The sequence below is a fragment of the Amycolatopsis sp. A133 genome (assembly GCF_031082405.1).
GTDB lineage: Bacteria > Actinomycetota > Actinomycetes > Mycobacteriales > Pseudonocardiaceae > Amycolatopsis.
Genome location: NZ_JAVHJU010000067.1, coordinates 252648 through 269045 on the forward strand (window position 1 = coordinate 252648; position 16398 = coordinate 269045).

Here is a 16398-nt window from a genome sequence, read left to right on the forward strand (position 1 = left end):
CAGCCGGCTAACCCAGCTGTTCGCGCAGGTAGGCGATGTCGGCGGCCTGGCCGTCCGCCGGCGTCTCGACGACGACCGGGGCGCCCGCCTCGCGGGCCACGGCGACCAGCACCTCGGGGTCGATCGTCCCTTCGCCCTGCACGACGTTGGCGTGCCGGTCGCGGGTCGAGCCGAACTCGTCGCGCGAGTTGTTGAGGTGCACCAGGTCGATCCGGCCGGTGATGGCCCTGACCTTTTCGACGGCGGTGGCCAGGTCCCAGCCCGCGGCGAACGCGTGGCAGGTGTCCAGGCAGAACCCGGCGCCGAACTCGCCGACCTTGTCCCACAGCCGGGCGATGACCTCGAGGTCGCGGGTCATCGCGTTCTCGCCGCCGGCGGTGTTCTCGATCAGGATCGGCACCTTGAAGCCGCCCTTTTCCTGCTCGCGCTCGAAGAGCTTGCGCCAGTTGTCCAGGCCGGCCTCGACGTCGTCGTTCGCGCCGACGTGCCCGCCGTGCACGATCAGGCCCTTCGCGCCGATCGCGGCGGCGCCGTCCGCGTGCTGCGTGACGTTCTTCCGCGACGGGATCCGGATCCGGTTGTTCAGCGAAGCCACGTTGATCAGGTACGGCGAGTGGATGAACACCTCGACCGGGTCGGCCTGGATGGCCTCGCCGTGGGGGTGCGGCTTCGGGGCCTTCCAGCCCTGCGGGTCGGAGAGGAAGAACTGGACGACGTCGGCTTTGCGCTCGGCGACCGCGGTCAACGGGTCGTCGTCACGGACATGGGCGCCAATCAGCATGCCGAGCACGCTACTCCGGGCCCCGTTTTCGGCCGTCAAGACCGGTTGGTGACGCAAGTGGAGTACCGTGAGCGCGTTCCGTGATCCAGATTGGTCCGACTGCCGGAGGGCATGATGGGGAAGCACGTCGCCCGGGTCACCGCGCTGGGGTTCACGCTCGCCGCTTCGGCCGCGCTGGCCGCACCGGGGCCGGCCAGCGCGGCCACCAGCCCGACCCTGGGCGGGGACTGCCAGGCCACGCTGCAGAACGGCGGCTCGACCGGCCTCCTGCTGGACGCCGGGGCCCCGCTGAACGCCCCGAACCAGCTCACCGTCGGCCTCGACTCGGGTTCGCGGAACACGAACGGCACGGCCCCCCTGCTCACGCTGCCGCTGGGCGACACGGTCAAGGCGCTCGGCATCGGCCGGCTGCCGCTGGTCGGCGACCTGACGGCCCAGGGCGTCTGCCCGGTCGCGCAGCACACGGTCAACGCGGTCGGCGGCCTGACGCAGGGCTTGGCCGCCGAACTGCCGCCGCCGCTGCCCCTCCCGCCGGGCCCGAACCCGCCCGAGCCCGCGCCGCCCGGTCCGAACCCGCCCGGTCCGAACCCGCCGAGCCCGAACCCGCCGAGCCCGGGTCCGAACCCGCCCGGCTCGAGCATCGGCCCGGTGCTCACGGGCCAGGGCAGCGCCGGTCTGCCTGGTGACGCGATCTCGGGCATCTTCACCAACGCCGCACTGCTGCCGGGCAACCTGGTGCAGGTCCCGGTGATCGCGCAAATCATCCCCGGCCAGCAGATCCCGCCGCCGACCGTGGACGCCCAGAAGTCCGGCACCGCGGAAGCCCTGCCGGGGGTCACCCCACCAGCGAAGCTGCCGATGCTGCTCGCGGTCCTGGCGCTGGCCGTCGTCGCGGCGGCGCTCGTCCGGGCCTGGATCCGCCGCAGCCCCGCCTGACGCACGGTGACGCCGGCTTCCACCCGAATGCCGGACATTTCTGAACGAGCGGGCGTCACCCTGCTGGCTTAGCGTCGTTGTCCTGGGCAAAGGCGACGAAACCAGGGGCGGCGAGCATGCACGAACGGACACGGAGGGCTACAGCGGTCGGTGCGGCGGCGGTCGTTCTTGCGGGTTCGGCCGTGCTCGGCATGCCCGGCACCGCCTCGGCGGACACGAAGACCGTGCCCTGCGGCAGCACCGTGGAGGCCGCACCCGGCGACCACGTCCAAGGCTCGCTGCTCGGGCTGCCCCTCATCGACCTGGGCATCGTCACCCAGGCGACCACCTTGCTGACCACCACCGTCGGCGGGCTGCTCAAGACCGTCTGCTCGGTCACCGTGAAGGTGGTGAACACCGTCGTCTCGCCGGTCCCCGTCGTGGGCGGGCCCGCGGCGAGTGCGATCAACCAGGGTGTCCAGGGCCTGAACAGCGGCGCCCAGCAGGGCCTGAGCGCGGTGAGCGGCGGCGGCAAGCAGCAGTCGCCGCAGCCCGGCACGGGCGGCAACCCGCAGCAGCCGCCGGCCCAGGGCGGGACCGGGGGTGCGCCGCAGCAGGGCGGCACCCCGGCGGGCACCACGCCGATCCCCGAGGCGAACAGCCCGCTCCTGCCCGGCTTCGCGAGCACCCCGGTGTTCGGCGGCTTCCCCTTCACCCTCGGCACGGGCTACGCCCCGATGCGCGACTACAGCGGCATCCCGTTCGCGACGGCCGGGCTGTTCACGCCGTCGCCGGCCATCCGGTACGGCAGCCAGATCCCGGGTTACGCCCCGCAGTACGGCCTCACCGGTCCGGACGGCTCGCCGGACGGAAATCCCGGTGTTCAGACCGCGGGCCAGGCCGAAGCGCTACCGTCCGCATCGGACGGTTTCACGAACGGGTCGAACCTGCCGCTGCTGATTGCGGTACTGGCGCTCTCCGGAGTCAGCGCGGGTCTGGTCCGGACCTGGGTGCTCCGCCGGATGGCCGCTGCGAATTGATCCAACTGCCGAGTATCTTTCACGTATCTCCCTCGTTCATCCTGTTGTCCAGGACGACGTCCCGATAACCCCGGAGGAAGTGCTCGTGCGGAAGATCCCCACCTGGCCGACGACCCGCCGAGCACTGACCCTCACCGCAGTCGCCGCCTTCGTGACCGGCGGCGCGTTCCTTTCTTCGGGCACGGCCTCCGCCGCGACGACCCTCGTCAGCAACAGCTGCACGGGCTCGATCACCGGGCAGATGGGTGACCAGGTCGCGATCGACGGAGCCTCGGTCAAGACCCTGGTCACGAACGGCGCCAACAACGCCGGGACGCTCGCCGTCGGCAGCTGGGCGGGCGATTCCATCGCCAAGAACCACTCGATCCCGGTGGGCCAGGTGCCGAACTCCGCGGGCGGTGAGGCGAGCGGTGCCGCGATCGGCAAGGCGGTGCGCACCGCGCTGGCCAACTCCGGCACGTGGGGGCTCGGGCTCGACTGGGACAAGACGCTGAACAGCGTCGAGAGCACGGTCGCCAAGGGCTGCGGCCTCACGCTCATCGCCGGCAACTACGTGGCGCCGAGCACCTCGGGCCAGCCGGGCGCGGGTGGCCCGGGTGCGACCCAGGGCGGCACCGGCACCACCCCCGGCGGCGCGTCGGGCAACCTTTCGAACCTGAACCCGGGCACCGCCGGCGGCACAGGCGGCAGCGCGCCGATGCGCGACTACAGCGGCCTCCCCACCGCGACGGCCGGCACGGCCGTCGCCCCGGGCGTGCGCTACCCGGCGAACGGCACCCTGCCCGGCGATGCCTCGGCCCCGCAGGCGGGCGACCAGAACGGCCAGGGCGCGGACATCCGCGATGCCGGCAACGCGCAGTCGCTGGCCTCGAACAGCGCGTCGAACGACGTGCAGCTGCCCATGCTGCTCGCGGTGATCGTGCTCGCCGGGGTGACCGCCGGACTGGTCCGCACCTGGGTCCTGCGCCGGGCCGCCTGACCCCCGGAGAAGACCCCGCTGTCCGGTCTCCTCGATGCCCCCAGGTAGCCTTACCTGGACAAACCCTCCTGTCACGGACAGTCCGTGACCGCGAGCCCATAGGAGGTGAGTGGTTGTGTCACGCCATTACGAGGTAATGGTCATCCTGGACCCCACGCTCGACGAGCGCACGGTCGCTCCGACGCTGGACACCTTCCTCAACGTCATCCGCACTTCGGGCGGAAGCGTCGAGAAGGTCGACGTCTGGGGCCGTCGCCGGCTCTCGTACGAGATCAAGAAGCACGCCGAGGGCATCTACGCCCTGCTGGACCTGAACTCGTCCTCGGACGCGGTGAAGGAGCTGGACCGCCAGCTGTCGCTGCAGGAAACCGTGCTCCGCACCAAGGTCATGCGTCGCGAGGTCAAGCGCGCCGCGGCCAAGCCCGCTGCCGCCAAGGCCTGAGCCCGAGGGGAACCCCGATGGCTGGAGACACCGTCATCACGGTGGTCGGCAACCTGACGTCCGACCCGGAACTGCGCTTCACCCCGTCCGGTGCGGCGGTCGCGAACTTCACCGTCGCGTCCACCCCGCGCACGCTCGACAAGCAGTCGGGTGAGTGGAAGGACGGCGAGGCGCTGTTCCTGCGCTGCAACATCTGGCGGCAGGCGGCGGAGAACGTCGCCGAGTCCCTGACCCGCGGCGCCCGCGTCGTCGTGCAGGGCCGCCTGAAGCAGCGGTCGTTCGAGACGAAGGAAGGCGAGAAGCGGACCGTCGTCGAGCTCGAGGTCGACGAGATCGGCCCCTCGCTGCGCTACGCCACGGCCAAGGTCAACAAGGTCAGCCGCGGTGGCGGCGGTGACTTCGGCGGCGGCGGTGGCGGCGGGAACCGTGGCGGTGGTGGCGGCGGCGGTATGCCCGCCGACGACCCGTGGGGTTCCGCGCCTGCCGCGAGCAGCGGTGGCGGCGGCGGCTTCTCCGACGAGCCTCCCTTCTGATCTCGTACACATCCACAGATTTGAATTTCCAGGAGTAGACAGTGGCCAAGCCACCCATCCGCAAGCCCAAGAAGAAGGTCTGCGTGTTCTGCAAGGCCGAGAAGAAGGGCCGCCCGGAACTGATCGACTACAAGGACACCAACCTGCTGCGGAAGTACATCTCCGACCGCGGCAAGATCCGTGCCCGTCGCGTCACCGGCAACTGCAGCCAGCACCAGCGTGACATCGCCATCGCGGTCAAGAACTCCCGCGAGATGGCGCTGCTGCCCTACACCTCGACCGCGCGCTAAGGGAGGGCACTGACAATGGCGAAGATCATCCTCACCACGGACGTGGCCAACCTGGGCGGCCCCGGCGACATCGTCGAGGTCAAGGACGGCTACGCGCGCAACTACCTGCTCCCGCGGGGCTACGCGATCGCGGCCTCCAAGGGCGCGGAGAAGAACGTGCGCACCATCCAGCGCGCGCAGGAGAGCCGTCGCATCCGCGACCTCGACCACGCCAAGGAGATCAAGGCGACGCTGGAGGGCCTCGGCGCCATCGAGCTCACCGGCAAGGCGGCCGAGGGCTCCAAGAAGCTCTTCGGCTCGATCACCGCGGCCGAGATCGTCGACGCGATCAAGAAGGCCGGTGGCCCGCTGCTCGACAAGCGCGTCATCGAGCTGCGCGACCACATCAAGACCGTGGGCAAGCACTCGGTCGGCGCCCGGCTGCACCCGGACGTGAAGGTCGACGTGCGGCTCGAGATCAAGGCCGTCGCGCCGTAAGCAAGGCACTACGTCGTGAAAAGGCGGGTCACCCCTGGTGGGTGGCCCGCCTTCACGCTTTTCGGGGAACCTCGGACACCGTGGCGGCGTCGGAGGAGAATGGGCGCGGACGCGAAGGGGATGGATCGGGATGGGTAACGAGGTCAACATGTCCGCGCCGGCCGGCGGTGGCGGCTTCACGTTCGACGCCGACAAGATCGACGGTGTCATCAAGAAGTGGCAGGACCTGCAGGCCGACCTGAAGCGCGACTACGACGACGCCAACCTGATGGCGAACGTGAAGGCGCCCGGCAAGGAGTTCGCGAGCGGCGACTGGGAGAAGCTCGCGAACCCGTCCGGCAAGGCGTTCCTCGAGCAGAACCAGAAGATGCAGGACTACGTCAAGAACTACATCGACGCGCTCACCGCGGCGAAGCAGAAGATCACCACCAAGGAGTCGGACACCCACGCCGACCTTTCCAAGACGGGGAACCAGGCCACGTGAACCGACGACTCACCGCCGTCCCGGCGCTGGTCCTCGCCGTGCTCGCCCTCGCCGGCTGCGCCGGCAAGACCCGCGGCACCGCCAACCCGGCGCCGTCCACGGCCGCGTCGAGCAGCGAGACCGCCGGTGGCGGCTCCGCGCCGAAGGTGCCGAGCCCGCTGAACACCGCGTCGATCACCTCGGACGCCTGCGCGACGCTGTCGTCGTCCGCGCGCTCATCCCTCAGCCTCGGCGAAGGTTCCTCGCGCACCACGAGCAACGGCCCGAGCTGCACGTTCCAGGAAGCCGCCGACCCGGGCAACCAGATCGACGTGACGACGGTGACGGCGAACAAGAACGGCCTCAGCGACGTCTACGACACGAAGGCCAACGACGCTTACTGGGAAGAGACGCAGGTCGGCGGCTACCCGGCGGTCTACGCCGCCGCGGTGGACGGCCGGAAGAACGGCAAGTGCGGCCTGTTCGTCGGGGTCACCGACGAGCTGGCGGTCAACATCCTGGTGCAGTACGACCACGGCGCCGGCGCGTCGGACCCCTGCCCGGTGGCGCAGAAGTTCGGCGAGGCGATGGTCCAGACCCTGATGGGAGGCTGACATGCTCGAACTGGTGCTTCTCGGTGGCTTTGCCGCGTACAACATGGCCACCACGCATTCGGACGACCACACGTCGGTGCAGGGCGACCGGAAGATCGACTGCTACGACATCTGGGAGAAGATCACCACCGGCCCCGGGCCGGGCTCGATCGAAAACGGCCAGTCGGCGGCGAGCCGGCTGAAGGGCGCTTACCAGGAACGCCTCGGCACGATCGACGCGCTGGCCAAGGAGATGGACGCGGCCTGGACCGGCGGCGGGGCCGAGGCGGCGCAGAACGCCGGCGCCCACCCGCTGCGGGTGTGGATGGAGGACTCCGGCACCAAGCTCACCGACTCCGACAAGTACCTCGGCGAGCAGCACAGCGCCTTCACCACGGTGCACGCGCAGGTGCAGCCGGTGCCGAAGGACCCGCCGAAGAACAACCTGCTCAACGCGGTGACGCCGTGGACGACCGACACCGACCGGGCGATCCGCGACTACAACACCAAGGGCCAGGCCAACGTCGACGCCTTCAACACCTATTACAAGGCGAGCAACGACAACGGCCAGAAGATGCCGACGTACTCCGCGCTCCAGGGCCAGCAGGAGAACGTCAACGTCGACGGCGGCAAGGACGGCAAGAAGAAGCCGGGCGGCAAGGACGGCAACGGTTCGGGGGACGGCAACGGCACCGGCAACGGAACCGGAACCGGCTCGGTGCCCGGGGTGAACATGCCGGGTCCGGGCGGCGTCCCGTCCTTCCCCGGCCAGCCGAACACCCCCGGTGGCAGCTTCGACCCGGGCAAGGTGCCGGGCTTCGACCCGTCGAAGCCGCCGAACTTCGACCCCTCGAAGATCCCCGGCGGGAACTACGACCCGTCCAAGATCCCCGGCGCGGGCAATTACACCCCGCCGAACTTCAGCGACGGCACCCACTCGTCGGGGTTCGTCCCGCCGAAGATCCCCGGGGCCGGCGGTGGCTTCGGTCCCGGTGGCGGGGGCGGCGCGGGTGACTTCGCCATCCCCGGCGGCGGCTTCGGCCCCGGCGGCTCGGGCGGGATCGGCGATCCGGCGGCGGGCTTCGGGCCCGGCGGCGTGGGCTTCGGCCCCGGCGGCTCGACCGGTGCGGCCATGCCCGGCGGTGGCGACGCGGCCGGCGCCGGCCGGGGCGGCGCGGGTGCCGGCGGGGCGATGGGCGGCGCCGCGGGCGGCCGCGCCGGTGCCTCCGGCATGGGTGGCATGGGCGGCATGCACCCCGGCGGCGCCAAGGGCCAGGGCGGCGGCGACGAGGAACGCACGTCGAAGTACCTGCTCGGCGACGACCCGAACGACATCTTCGGGACCGACGAGCTGACCGCACCGCCGGTCATCGGCGAGTAGCGCACGCGAGACCGCCGGGCGCGTGCCAAGATGGGCGCCCCCGGCGTTTTCCGCGATCACCGGGATCACCGAGTTCAATTTCCAATGGGGGCAAGAGCGGTGCTGGACAGGCAGGTCACCATCACGACCGGCACCCTGATCAACCTGATCCGGCGCCGGGGCGGCGAGCCGCACACCGTGCTGTCGGAGACGCCGACCTGGTACAGCGACGAGGCCCAGCGCGCCGAGGACGAGCAGACCAACGCCGAGCTCGCGAAGGCCGGGCTGTTCGGCCCGCGCGGCATGCACCCCGGGTTCGTCGCGACGATCGAAGCGATCGCCCGGCCGCAGCTGGAGTACTACGGCTGGGTCGACGGCGGGTTCCAGGGCAAGCCGGTGAGCTACCGGCTGCTCGCCGGCAGCGCCGGGGGCGAAGCGTTCGTGCTGGCCAAGCACGAGGAGCTGGACGTCGTCGTGCTGGAGTCGACGCAGCCGCACGAGCTGCTCGACGACTTCCTCGGCCAGATCCCGAAGCTGGCGCCGGGCCGCGGGACCCCGCTCGCGGTGCCGAAGAGCCAGCTCGAAGGGACCGCCCGCGACGACGACGGCGCCGGGTTCGCGGTGCTCCGCAGCGACCGCCCCGCCGAGGGTTCGCAGGAGGCGGACGAACTCCGCCGGATCCTCGCGTTGCGCCGGATGGGGAGCGGCAGCCTCTACGTCGCGGTCCGCAACCGCACCGGCGCGCGGCACCGGATCGAACGCCCGGTGAACTACATCGATACCTCGGAAGGCCGGTGGCTGACCGAGGAGATTCCGGGGCGGGGCGAAAACCGGATCGCCTTCACCCCGGCCGACCAGCGCGTTCTCGCCGACCGGTTACGCAGCGCAGTGGGCCGGCTCACCGCGGCCTGACGAGACGCCGCCGTTCAGCCCACCGGGTGAGTGTCTACCCTCTGTGATATTCATCCACAGGCCGCGCGGTCCAATGGGTTCGACCTGGTCCACGACACGCCGAAGAACGGACTTACCGCGACACGCCGGACGAGTTTTCCGCAAGTTCTCCACACCTTGTTCACAGGGCTTGACCTGCACGTTTCCCAAAGCCGAGCCCGCTTGTCCCCAACTTGTCCACAGCTCTCGCGGCACCTGTGATTGGTTACCCCCATTCATCCACAGGTTGTCCACAGAAGGGTCCCCACCCTGAATTGCCATCGGCCTTCCGGGGGATCTAGCGTGCCCGCTCGGGCCTGTACTCACGGTGGCGCTCCGCGTGTCTGCGGCAGCCGGCCGGCGTTGTCGCCGATCATCGGGGGACGAGGTCCGGTGGACGACCGGTGGACCAAAAGCAGGGGCTCCAGCCCCGTGCTTCGAGAGCGAAGATCCGGCATAATCGAACGGGTGTTCGACACAATGAGGAGGTGTCCGGGGCGGTGGCGCTGACCGACGACCGCAGTCCGATGTACGCGGAGTCCGACCCGGGCCCGAGCGATCCCGGTTCCGGCGGTGGCGGTGGTGGGTTCGACCGCCAGCCGCCGCAGGACATCGCGGCCGAGCAGTCCGTGCTCGGCGGCATGCTGCTGTCCAAGGACGCGGTCGCCGACGTCATCGAAGCGCTCGGCCCCGACGACTTCTACCGTCCCGCGCACCAGGCGATCTACGACTGCATCCTCGACCTCTACGGCCGCGGCGAGCCCGCCGACCCGATCACCGTGTCGGCCGAGCTGGAGCGCCGCGGTGAGCTGGGCCGCGTCGGCGGCGCGCCCTACCTGCACACGCTGATCGCGACGGTGCCGACGGCGGCGAACGCCGGGTACTACGCGGAGATCGTCTCCGAGAAGGCGGTGCTGCGCCGGCTCGTCGAGGCGGGCACCCGGATCGTGCAGTACGGCTACGGCGCGGCGGCGGGTGACGGCGCGAGCATCGACGAGGTCGTCGACCGCGCGCAGGCCGCGATCTACGACGTCACCGAGCGGCGGACCAGCGAGGACTACGTCGCGCTGGAAGAGCTGCTGCAGCCGACGATGGACGAGATCGACGCGATCGCGTCGCGGGGCGGCCAGTCCCAGGGCATCCCGACCGGGTTCACCGACTTCGACGAGCTGACCAACGGCCTGCACCCCGGGCAGATGATCATCGTCGCGGCCCGTCCCGGTGTCGGCAAGTCGACCCTCGGCCTGGACTTCGCGCGTTCGGCGTCGATCCGGCACGGCCTGACCAGCGTCATCTTCTCGCTGGAAATGAGCCGCACCGAGATCGTCATGCGCATGCTCTCGGCGGAGGCGAAGATCCGCCTCGCCGACATGCGCGGTGGCAAGATGTCCGACGACGACTGGACGCGCCTGGCCCGCCGGATGAGCGAGGTGTCCGAGGCGCCGCTGTTCGTCGACGACTCGCCGAACATGACGATGATGGAGATCCGCGCGAAGGCGCGCCGGTTGAAGCAGCGCCACGACCTCAAGCTCGTCGTCCTCGACTACCTCCAGCTGATGACGTCGGGCAAGCGCGTCGAGTCGCGGCAGCAGGAAGTCTCGGAGTTCTCCCGGCAGATGAAGCTGCTGGCGAAGGAGATCGAGGTCCCGGTGATCGCGATCAGCCAGCTGAACCGTGGTCCGGAACAGCGCACGGACAAGCGCCCGATGCTGTCCGACCTGCGTGAGTCCGGCTCACTGGAGCAGGACGCCGACCTCGTCATCCTGGTCAACCGCCCCGACGCCTGGGAGCGGGACGACCCGCGCGCGGGCGAGGCGGACCTGATCATCGCGAAGCACCGCGCCGGCCCGACGGCGACGATCACCGTCGCGCACCAGCTGCACTACAGCCGCTTTGTGGACCTCTCGCACGACTAGCCGAGGGCCGACTAACCGAGAGCACTGTACCCGCGGACGAACGCCGTGAGGAGCCGGCCGAAGTTCTCTCGGTCCTCCTCCGGCCAGTCCGCCATGACCTCCGCGAACACCCCGCGGCGGAAGGCGTGCATCTCGTCGAGGTGCGCCCGGCCGGCCTCGGTCGGCACGAGCACCGCACGCCGTCCGTCGCGCTGATCGGCTTCGCGGCGCAGCAGGCCCTGCTCGACCGCGCGCGCCACGAGCCGGCTGGCGCGCGGCTGGTCGACGCCCATCGCCGCGCTCAGGGCCGTCACCGTGCCGGCCTCCCCGCGTTCGGCGAGCTCTTCGACGACGTCGAGCAGCTCGAACACCGGGTCGTGCGCACCGCGGCCCCGGGCCTTGCCGATCCGGCTGAGGGCTCGCCGCTGCTGGCTGCGGCGGATCGCGATCATGGCGCGCTCGACGTCGGCCACCGCGTCCGTCATGGTTGCTCCACCTCCAAACTACATGTACTTTTACATGCAGTTGCTCATTGACATAACGGAGTACTCATGAAACCCCTCGGCTGGTGGCTCCGCCACCTCCACGAGCTCCTCGAATCCTCCATGACCCAGGCCCTCGACGCGGAATCGCTGACCCGCCGGCACTGGCAGGTACTCAACACGATCGCCCTCGGCGCCCGCACCCCGGAGCAGGTCGACACGGCGATGGCGCCGTTCGTCGCCGGCGAGGGCTCGATGGTCCCGAAGGTGGCCGACCTGCGCGCCCGGGGCTGGGTCACCGAGGACGGCAGCCTGACCGCCGACGGCCGCGAAGCCCACGCACGCGTCGAAGAGCACATCAAGGCGTTCCGCGCGGAGGCCATCGAGGGCATCAGCGAAGACGACTACCGCACCACGCTGCGGACACTGGAACGGTGCGCCGCCAACCTCGAAGCCGCCTGAGGAATATCCCGGGACGCGACGACGTCGGGTACTCTAGTAGTTGAACTTTCAAGCACTGGAGCGCTCGATGACCCGCACCCCGGTTCTCTACCTCAGCCACGGCGCCCCGCCGCTCGCCGACGACACCACGTGGACCCGCCAGCTCGCCGGCTGGTCCGCCGACCTGCCGCAGCCCCGCGCGATCCTGGTCGTGTCGGCGCACTGGGAGGAAGCCCCGCTGACCATCGGGGCGACGACGACCGTGCCGCTCGTCTACGACTTCTGGGGTTTCCCCGAGCGCTACTACCAGGTGAAGTACGCGGCGCCCGGCGCACCGGAGCTGGCCGGGAAGGTCCGCAAGCTGCTCCGCTCGACGACTGCGCCCATTCAAGGCAAGCCGGTGCACGACGCGCCGGAGCGCGGCCTCGACCACGGCGCCTACGTGCCGCTGGTCGAGATGTACCCGGACGCCGACATCCCGGTGCTGCAGGTTTCGATGCCTTCGCTGGACCCGCAGGAGCTGTTCGACCTCGGCCGCAAGCTCGCACCGTTGCGGGACGAAGGCGTGCTGATCATCGGCAGCGGCTTCTTCACCCACAACCTGAGCGGCCTGGCCCGCGCCACCGACGGGACACCGCCGTCGTGGTCGGCCGAGTTCGACCACTGGGGTGCGGAGGTCCTGCGCAGCGGCGACGTCGACACGCTGCTCGACTTCCGGCACAAGGCCCCGGCGGCGACGCTGGCGCACCCGCGGATCGAGCACTTCGCGCCCCTGTTCGTCTCCCTCGGCGCCACCTCGGACGAAGGATCCGGCCGCACGGTGATCGACGGCTTCTGGCACGGCCTGGCGAAACGCTCCCTGCAGTTCTCCTGACCTTCCCGCGAACGCGAGCGAGCCCCAGGAGCCGGTGCGGCTCCTGGGGCTCGTCGTCTCCAGGGAAGGAGAGCTATCCGGTGTTCGCGGGTGGACCCGCAGCCGCGGTCGCGTCGCCGGGCACTCCGTGCGAGGTCGCCCTCGCGGCGCGGTGGAGTGCCTGCCGCCGTGACAGCGGGGTTCGTGGGCCGGCGGGTTCCCCGGTTGCGGAGAACCCGCCGGCTTCACCGCACTACTTGCGCTTGATCAGGCCCAGCAGCTTCGCGAGGAAGCCGGTGGAGTCCAGGCCCGACATCGCCGGCACCTGAGTGGCCGGGACGCTGTTCAGCACCGGCAGCTTGGCGCTGACCGGCAGCTGGGACGGATCGGCCGGGCTGGCCGGCAGGACCGAGGTGGCCGGCAGCGTCGGCACGGCCGAATCGGTCGGCAGGGCCGGCACCGCGACGGGCAGGGCACCGGTCGGCAGGTCCGCACGCTGGGCGTGGCCCGGCAGGACACCACCCAGGGCGGGCAGCGCCGGCATCGCGACCGGCAGGGCACCGGTCGGCAGGTCCGCACGCGGGGTCTGACCCGGCAGGACACCACCCACGGCCGGCAGCGCCGGCATCGCCACGGGCAGACCCGCGGCCGGCAGGCCCGCACGCGGGGTCTGACCCGGCACGACACCACCGACGGCCGGCAGGGCCGGCATCGCGACGGGCAGGCCCGCGGTCGGCAGGTCCGCACGCTTGACCTGGGCCGGCAGCACGCCACCCACGGCCGGCAGCGCCGGCTTCGGCAGCGCCGGGACGCCGGAGAGGCCGCCCACGGCCGGCAGCTTCGCCGACTTCGTCAGCTGGGCCAGCGACTTGCCCGCCGACGGGAGGTCAGCGCGCTTGATGCCGACCGGAACCGTGGTGGGCACGGCGGGGAGGCCATCGGCGGTCACCTCGGCGTCCGGCAGCTTCTTGGCCAGCTTGGACACGGCGGGCAGACTGCGGACCGGCAGACCCGCGGTCGGCAGGTTGCCGGCCAGTCCCGCCACCGTGGGCACAGCGAGCGGCAGCTTGCCGGTCAGCCGGTCCAGCGACGGCAGCCCACCGGTGAGCCCGGCGAGCGGCAGGCCGCCCAGCGAGGGCAGCCCCTTGACCGGCAGGTGGGCGGCCGGCAGGCCGCTGCGGAACGCGGCCAGCGACGGCAGTTCGCCCGCCGCCAGCTCCGAGCCCTGGGTCGGGAAGAGGGTGTCTTCGTCCTCGTTGATGCTCGTCAGGTTCGCCGCTTCCGCCCGGGCGACCCCGAGCAGCTCGAACGGCACCCCGAAGATCTGCACGGGAGCCGCGAACGCCCCGTACAGGTTGTTGCCCGACAGGCTGGAGTGGTCGCCCGCGGTGACGGACTTGCCGCCGTTCTCCGTCTCCAGCGTGTTGCCGCCGATGGCGTGCGTCACGCCGCCCACGGTCGCCGCGTCGCCGAACATCTGCGCGATCGCGGTCACCGGCAGGTCGAGGATGTTGCCCGAGAGCGCGCCTTCGACACCGGAGGTGCTGTCGTCGCCCGCGTTCTCGACCTCGGTCATGTTGATGCCGGTGCCCTTGGCGCCACCCAGCACGCTGGCGGCGTCCCCGAACACCTGCGCCACCGGCAGCGCGTCCGCGCCGACGATGTTGCCGGCCACGCTGCCGCGGTCGCCGTTGGTGGTGGCGTCGCCGCCCGCCTCCGACTCGACGTCGTTGGTGCCGGCGCCGCGGCCCAGCGCGGCGGCGGCGAGCCCGTCACCGAAGACCGTGCCGGCGCCCGCGACCGGGGCCTTCACGATGTTGCCGGTCAGCGCACCGTCCCGGCCGTCGGTCAGCGCGTCGCCGCCCGCCGAGGAGTCGGTGATGTTGTCGTTCTCGCCGGTGCCGATGCCCGCGAGGGCGCCACCGACGCCCATCGCCTGCAGGGGCAGCGAAACCGGGGCCTCGACGATGTTGCCGGCGCCGGCACCCGCCGGGCCGGTGGCCTTCACGTCGCCGCCCGCGTTGGACGTCGTGTCGGTCGAGCCCTTGCCGTGACCCTGGCCGACGAGGGCGCCACCGATGTTGGCGGCCTGCACCGGCAGGGACGCGGGCACCGTGCCCAGGTTGGAGCTCAGGAAGCCGTTGTCGTCCTGGGTGCTGCCACCGCCGCCGCCGGAGACGACCTTGGTCTCGTCGGCCGCGCCGGAGCCCTGGCCGACGAACGAGCCACCGATGCCGAAGACCTCGGCGGGGACACCGAGCGGCACCTGGACGAGGTTGCCCGAGCCGGCCGAGTCGTTGCCCTGGGTGCCGTCGTACGCCCCGGAGGTGACCGTCTTGTCCTCGGTCGCCGTGCCGGACGCGTTGCCGATGTGGCTGCCGCCGACACCGAAGACCTCGGGCGCGCCCGCGGCCTGGGTGTTGACGATGTTGCCGCCGAGGACGGCGCCGTTGCCCTTGGTGTAGCTGCCGTTGCCGGCGTTGGCGTCGGTCGTGTTGTCGTGCGCGGCGATCGCCTGGCCGATGTAGGTGCCACCGATGCCGAAGGCCTCGACCGGCAGCGCGAGCGACGGGTTCAGGACGTTGCCCGACCCGGTCGAGTCGTCACCGGTCGTCTTGACGAAGCCACCCGAGTCGACAGTGCTGGAGGAGCTGCCGACGTTGGGGACACCCGACGAGGCGTTGCCGATCCACGAGCCCGCGACACCCGCGACGTTCGCGATCGGGGACAGCGAGGCCGCCCCGCCGTTGCCGGAGAGGAACGAGTCGTCGCCGCTGGTCTCGAGGTAGGTCGGGATGCCGAGGCTGCCCTTGCGGGTGGCGCCGGCCGTGGCGTCGGCGGCGGTGTCGCAGCCGTCCGAGTTCGCCAGCGAGCCCCACGCCGCACCGGAGTTGCAGTTGAACTTGGCCGGCAGGGCGATCGGCGCGCCGACCACGTTGCCCGACCCGGAGGCCTTGTCGCCGGAGCTCAGCAGCGAGCCGCCGGACGCCGCGACGGTGTCGGCCGAGTAACCGTGGCTCTGCCCGTTGCCGAGCAGGTAGGAAGCGGCGTTGCCGGTCACCTGCACCGGGGTGGCGAACTGGCCCGCCACCACGTTGCCGGAGAGGGCCGAGCCGTCGCCGTCGGTGTCGACCTCGCCGGTCTCGGTCGTGCTCTGGCTGGCCGAACCACCGGTCACGCGGCCGGTGCCGCCGGCGACGCCGCCGCCGTTCCCGGCGATCTGGACGGGCAGCGCCCAGTCGAGGATGACGGCGTTGCCCGCGATGCTCGAGTCTTCGCCGGTCGTCTTGACGTCGCGGTCGTGGCCCCAGCTCTGCTGGTGCCGGGTGCCGTTGACGTGCGCGTCGCCGACCACGCCGATGGCGTTGTCCACGATCTGGATCGGGACGACGACGTCGCCGCTGATCTTGTTGCCCTTGAGGTTCTTGTGGCCCGGGGTGAAGCCGCCCGCACCGTCGGTCCCCGACGCACCACCGAGGGTGGTGTCGTTGATCGGGCTGGAGTAGTCGAGGTGCTCAGAGGCCTGGTTGACGGCCTTGCTGATCGGCTTGGTGCTCAGCTCCGTCTGCCCGGCGGGCAGGTCCAGCTGGCCGAAGGGGGTGCCGACCGCGTTGTTGGCTTCCTGGATCGGAGCCGTGACGTTCAGGTCGAGCGGTGAGGCAGGGGTGTCAGGGCTGACGTTCTCGTCAGCCGAGGCGATGCCGGTGCCCAGCATCAGCAACCCACCCGTGACAAATGCGGTCTGGAGTCCGCGCTTTGCCCACGTCTGCATGGGGTTTTTCTCCTTCATTTCGGGTTCCCTTGCGGGTTCATGGGGGTGCGCTCGTCGAAAAGGGAATGTGTCCGAGCCGCACCGAGGGGGTGGAACTTCGTGCGGGCGCGAGAAAGCGCACCGCCGTGTCACGGGGATGGAGCGGACGCGAA

General features: G+C 71.0%; 17 protein-coding genes. 14 read left to right on the plus strand and 3 right to left on the minus strand.

The features are described from left to right. Positions 1 to 7: 7 nt before the first annotated feature. The gene (locus tag Q5425_RS40250) at positions 8 to 781 is read right to left on the minus strand and encodes a deoxyribonuclease IV (protein ID WP_308677669.1); all 774 of its coding nucleotides are present in this window, start codon (positions 779 to 781) and stop codon (positions 8 to 10) included. A 114-nt stretch (positions 782 to 895) separates the two neighbouring features. On the opposite strand from Q5425_RS40250, the gene Q5425_RS40255 reads away from it, so the two are divergent. The 12 genes from Q5425_RS40255 to dnaB all read left to right on the plus strand — a co-directional run bounded on the left by Q5425_RS40255 (position 896) and on the right by dnaB (position 10719). Continuing rightward, the gene (locus Q5425_RS40255) at positions 896 to 1717 is read left to right on the plus strand and encodes a hypothetical protein (RefSeq protein WP_308677670.1); all 822 of its coding nucleotides are present in this window, start codon (positions 896 to 898) and stop codon (positions 1715 to 1717) included. A 182-nt stretch (positions 1718 to 1899) separates the two neighbouring features. Next, positions 1900 to 2736, plus strand: coding sequence for a hypothetical protein (locus Q5425_RS40260; protein ID WP_308677671.1), 837 nt, complete (start codon positions 1900 to 1902; stop codon positions 2734 to 2736). A 79-nt stretch (positions 2737 to 2815) separates the two neighbouring features. Beyond that, positions 2816 to 3715 (plus strand): hypothetical protein, encoded by a 900-nt coding sequence (locus tag Q5425_RS40265; protein ID WP_308677672.1) that lies wholly within the window; start codon positions 2816 to 2818, stop codon positions 3713 to 3715. Positions 3716 to 3830: 115 nt separating this feature from the next. Next, the gene (gene rpsF, locus Q5425_RS40270) at positions 3831 to 4157 is read left to right on the plus strand and encodes a 30S ribosomal protein S6 (RefSeq protein ID WP_176742059.1); all 327 of its coding nucleotides are present in this window, start codon (positions 3831 to 3833) and stop codon (positions 4155 to 4157) included. 17 nt (positions 4158 to 4174) lie between these two features. Next, positions 4175 to 4690 carry a single-stranded DNA-binding protein gene (locus Q5425_RS40275; RefSeq protein WP_308677673.1) on the plus strand — a complete coding sequence of 172 codons (516 nt, stop codon included), beginning with the start codon at positions 4175 to 4177 and terminating at the stop codon, positions 4688 to 4690. A 41-nt stretch (positions 4691 to 4731) separates the two neighbouring features. After that, positions 4732 to 4980, plus strand: a complete 249-nt coding sequence (gene rpsR, locus Q5425_RS40280) for a 30S ribosomal protein S18 (RefSeq protein ID WP_003098744.1) — start codon at positions 4732 to 4734, stop codon at positions 4978 to 4980. A 15-nt stretch (positions 4981 to 4995) separates the two neighbouring features. After that, positions 4996 to 5457, plus strand: coding sequence for a 50S ribosomal protein L9 (rplI, locus tag Q5425_RS40285; RefSeq protein ID WP_308677674.1), 462 nt, complete (start codon positions 4996 to 4998; stop codon positions 5455 to 5457). A gap of 130 nt (positions 5458 to 5587) precedes the next feature. Next, complete coding sequence (locus Q5425_RS40290; protein ID WP_308677675.1) at positions 5588 to 5941, plus strand: hypothetical protein; 354 nt, start codon at positions 5588 to 5590, stop codon at positions 5939 to 5941. Next, positions 5938 to 6534: a DUF3558 domain-containing protein gene (locus tag Q5425_RS40295; RefSeq protein WP_308677676.1), complete on the plus strand. Its 597-nt coding sequence runs from the start codon at positions 5938 to 5940 to the stop codon at positions 6532 to 6534. Before Q5425_RS40290 ends, Q5425_RS40295 begins: the two co-directional genes overlap by 4 nt. 1 nt (position 6535) lies before the next feature. Further along, entirely contained in the window at positions 6536 to 7894 is a 1359-nt protein-coding gene (locus Q5425_RS40300; protein ID WP_308677677.1) for a hypothetical protein, read from the plus strand. A gap of 99 nt (positions 7895 to 7993) precedes the next feature. Continuing rightward, positions 7994 to 8785, plus strand: a complete 792-nt coding sequence (locus Q5425_RS40305; RefSeq protein ID WP_308677678.1) for an ESX secretion-associated protein EspG — start codon at positions 7994 to 7996, stop codon at positions 8783 to 8785. A 518-nt stretch (positions 8786 to 9303) separates the two neighbouring features. Continuing rightward, positions 9304 to 10719, plus strand: coding sequence for a replicative DNA helicase (gene dnaB / locus Q5425_RS40310; RefSeq protein ID WP_308677907.1), 1416 nt, complete (start codon positions 9304 to 9306; stop codon positions 10717 to 10719). 11 nt (positions 10720 to 10730) lie between these two features. Here dnaB and Q5425_RS40315 read toward each other — a convergent pair whose 3' ends face one another. Continuing rightward, positions 10731 to 11183, minus strand: a complete 453-nt coding sequence (locus Q5425_RS40315; RefSeq protein ID WP_308677679.1) for a MarR family winged helix-turn-helix transcriptional regulator — start codon at positions 11181 to 11183, stop codon at positions 10731 to 10733. A gap of 66 nt (positions 11184 to 11249) precedes the next feature. Here Q5425_RS40315 and Q5425_RS40320 point away from each other — a divergent pair, with 66 nt between their 5' ends. Both Q5425_RS40320 and Q5425_RS40325 read left to right on the plus strand, forming a co-directional pair. Next, a complete protein-coding gene (locus Q5425_RS40320; RefSeq protein WP_308677680.1) occupies positions 11250 to 11642 on the plus strand; it encodes a MarR family winged helix-turn-helix transcriptional regulator in 393 nt (130 codons plus the stop codon). 67 nt (positions 11643 to 11709) lie between these two features. Continuing rightward, entirely contained in the window at positions 11710 to 12495 is a 786-nt protein-coding gene (locus Q5425_RS40325) for a class III extradiol ring-cleavage dioxygenase (protein ID WP_308677681.1), read from the plus strand. Positions 12496 to 12727: 232 nt separating this feature from the next. Here Q5425_RS40325 and Q5425_RS40330 read toward each other — a convergent pair whose 3' ends face one another. Next, positions 12728 to 16246 carry a PE-PGRS family protein gene (locus Q5425_RS40330; protein ID WP_308677682.1) on the minus strand — a complete coding sequence of 1173 codons (3519 nt, stop codon included), beginning with the start codon at positions 16244 to 16246 and terminating at the stop codon, positions 12728 to 12730. Positions 16247 to 16398: the final 152 nt, after the last annotated feature.

Bases quoted from the DNA above. Each gene is read 5' to 3' on its own strand.
- Q5425_RS40250 (WP_308677669.1), bottom strand. From the start codon at position 781: ATGCTGATTGGCGCCCATGTCCGTGACGACGACCCGTTGACCGCGGTC.
- Q5425_RS40255 (WP_308677670.1), top strand. From the start codon at position 896: ATGGGGAAGCACGTCGCCCGGGTCACCGCGCTGGGGTTCACGCTCGCC.
- Q5425_RS40275 (WP_308677673.1), top strand. From the start codon at position 4,175: ATGGCTGGAGACACCGTCATCACGGTGGTCGGCAACCTGACGTCCGAC.
- rplI (WP_308677674.1), top strand. From the start codon at position 4,996: ATGGCGAAGATCATCCTCACCACGGACGTGGCCAACCTGGGCGGCCCC.
- Q5425_RS40290 (WP_308677675.1), top strand. From the start codon at position 5,588: ATGGGTAACGAGGTCAACATGTCCGCGCCGGCCGGCGGTGGCGGCTTC.
- Q5425_RS40300 (WP_308677677.1), top strand. From the start codon at position 6,536: ATGCTCGAACTGGTGCTTCTCGGTGGCTTTGCCGCGTACAACATGGCC.
- Q5425_RS40315 (WP_308677679.1), bottom strand. From the start codon at position 11,183: ATGACGGACGCGGTGGCCGACGTCGAGCGCGCCATGATCGCGATCCGC.
- Q5425_RS40320 (WP_308677680.1), top strand. From the start codon at position 11,250: ATGAAACCCCTCGGCTGGTGGCTCCGCCACCTCCACGAGCTCCTCGAA.
- Q5425_RS40325 (WP_308677681.1), top strand. From the start codon at position 11,710: ATGACCCGCACCCCGGTTCTCTACCTCAGCCACGGCGCCCCGCCGCTC.
- Q5425_RS40330 (WP_308677682.1), bottom strand. From the start codon at position 16,246: ATGCAGACGTGGGCAAAGCGCGGACTCCAGACCGCATTTGTCACGGGT.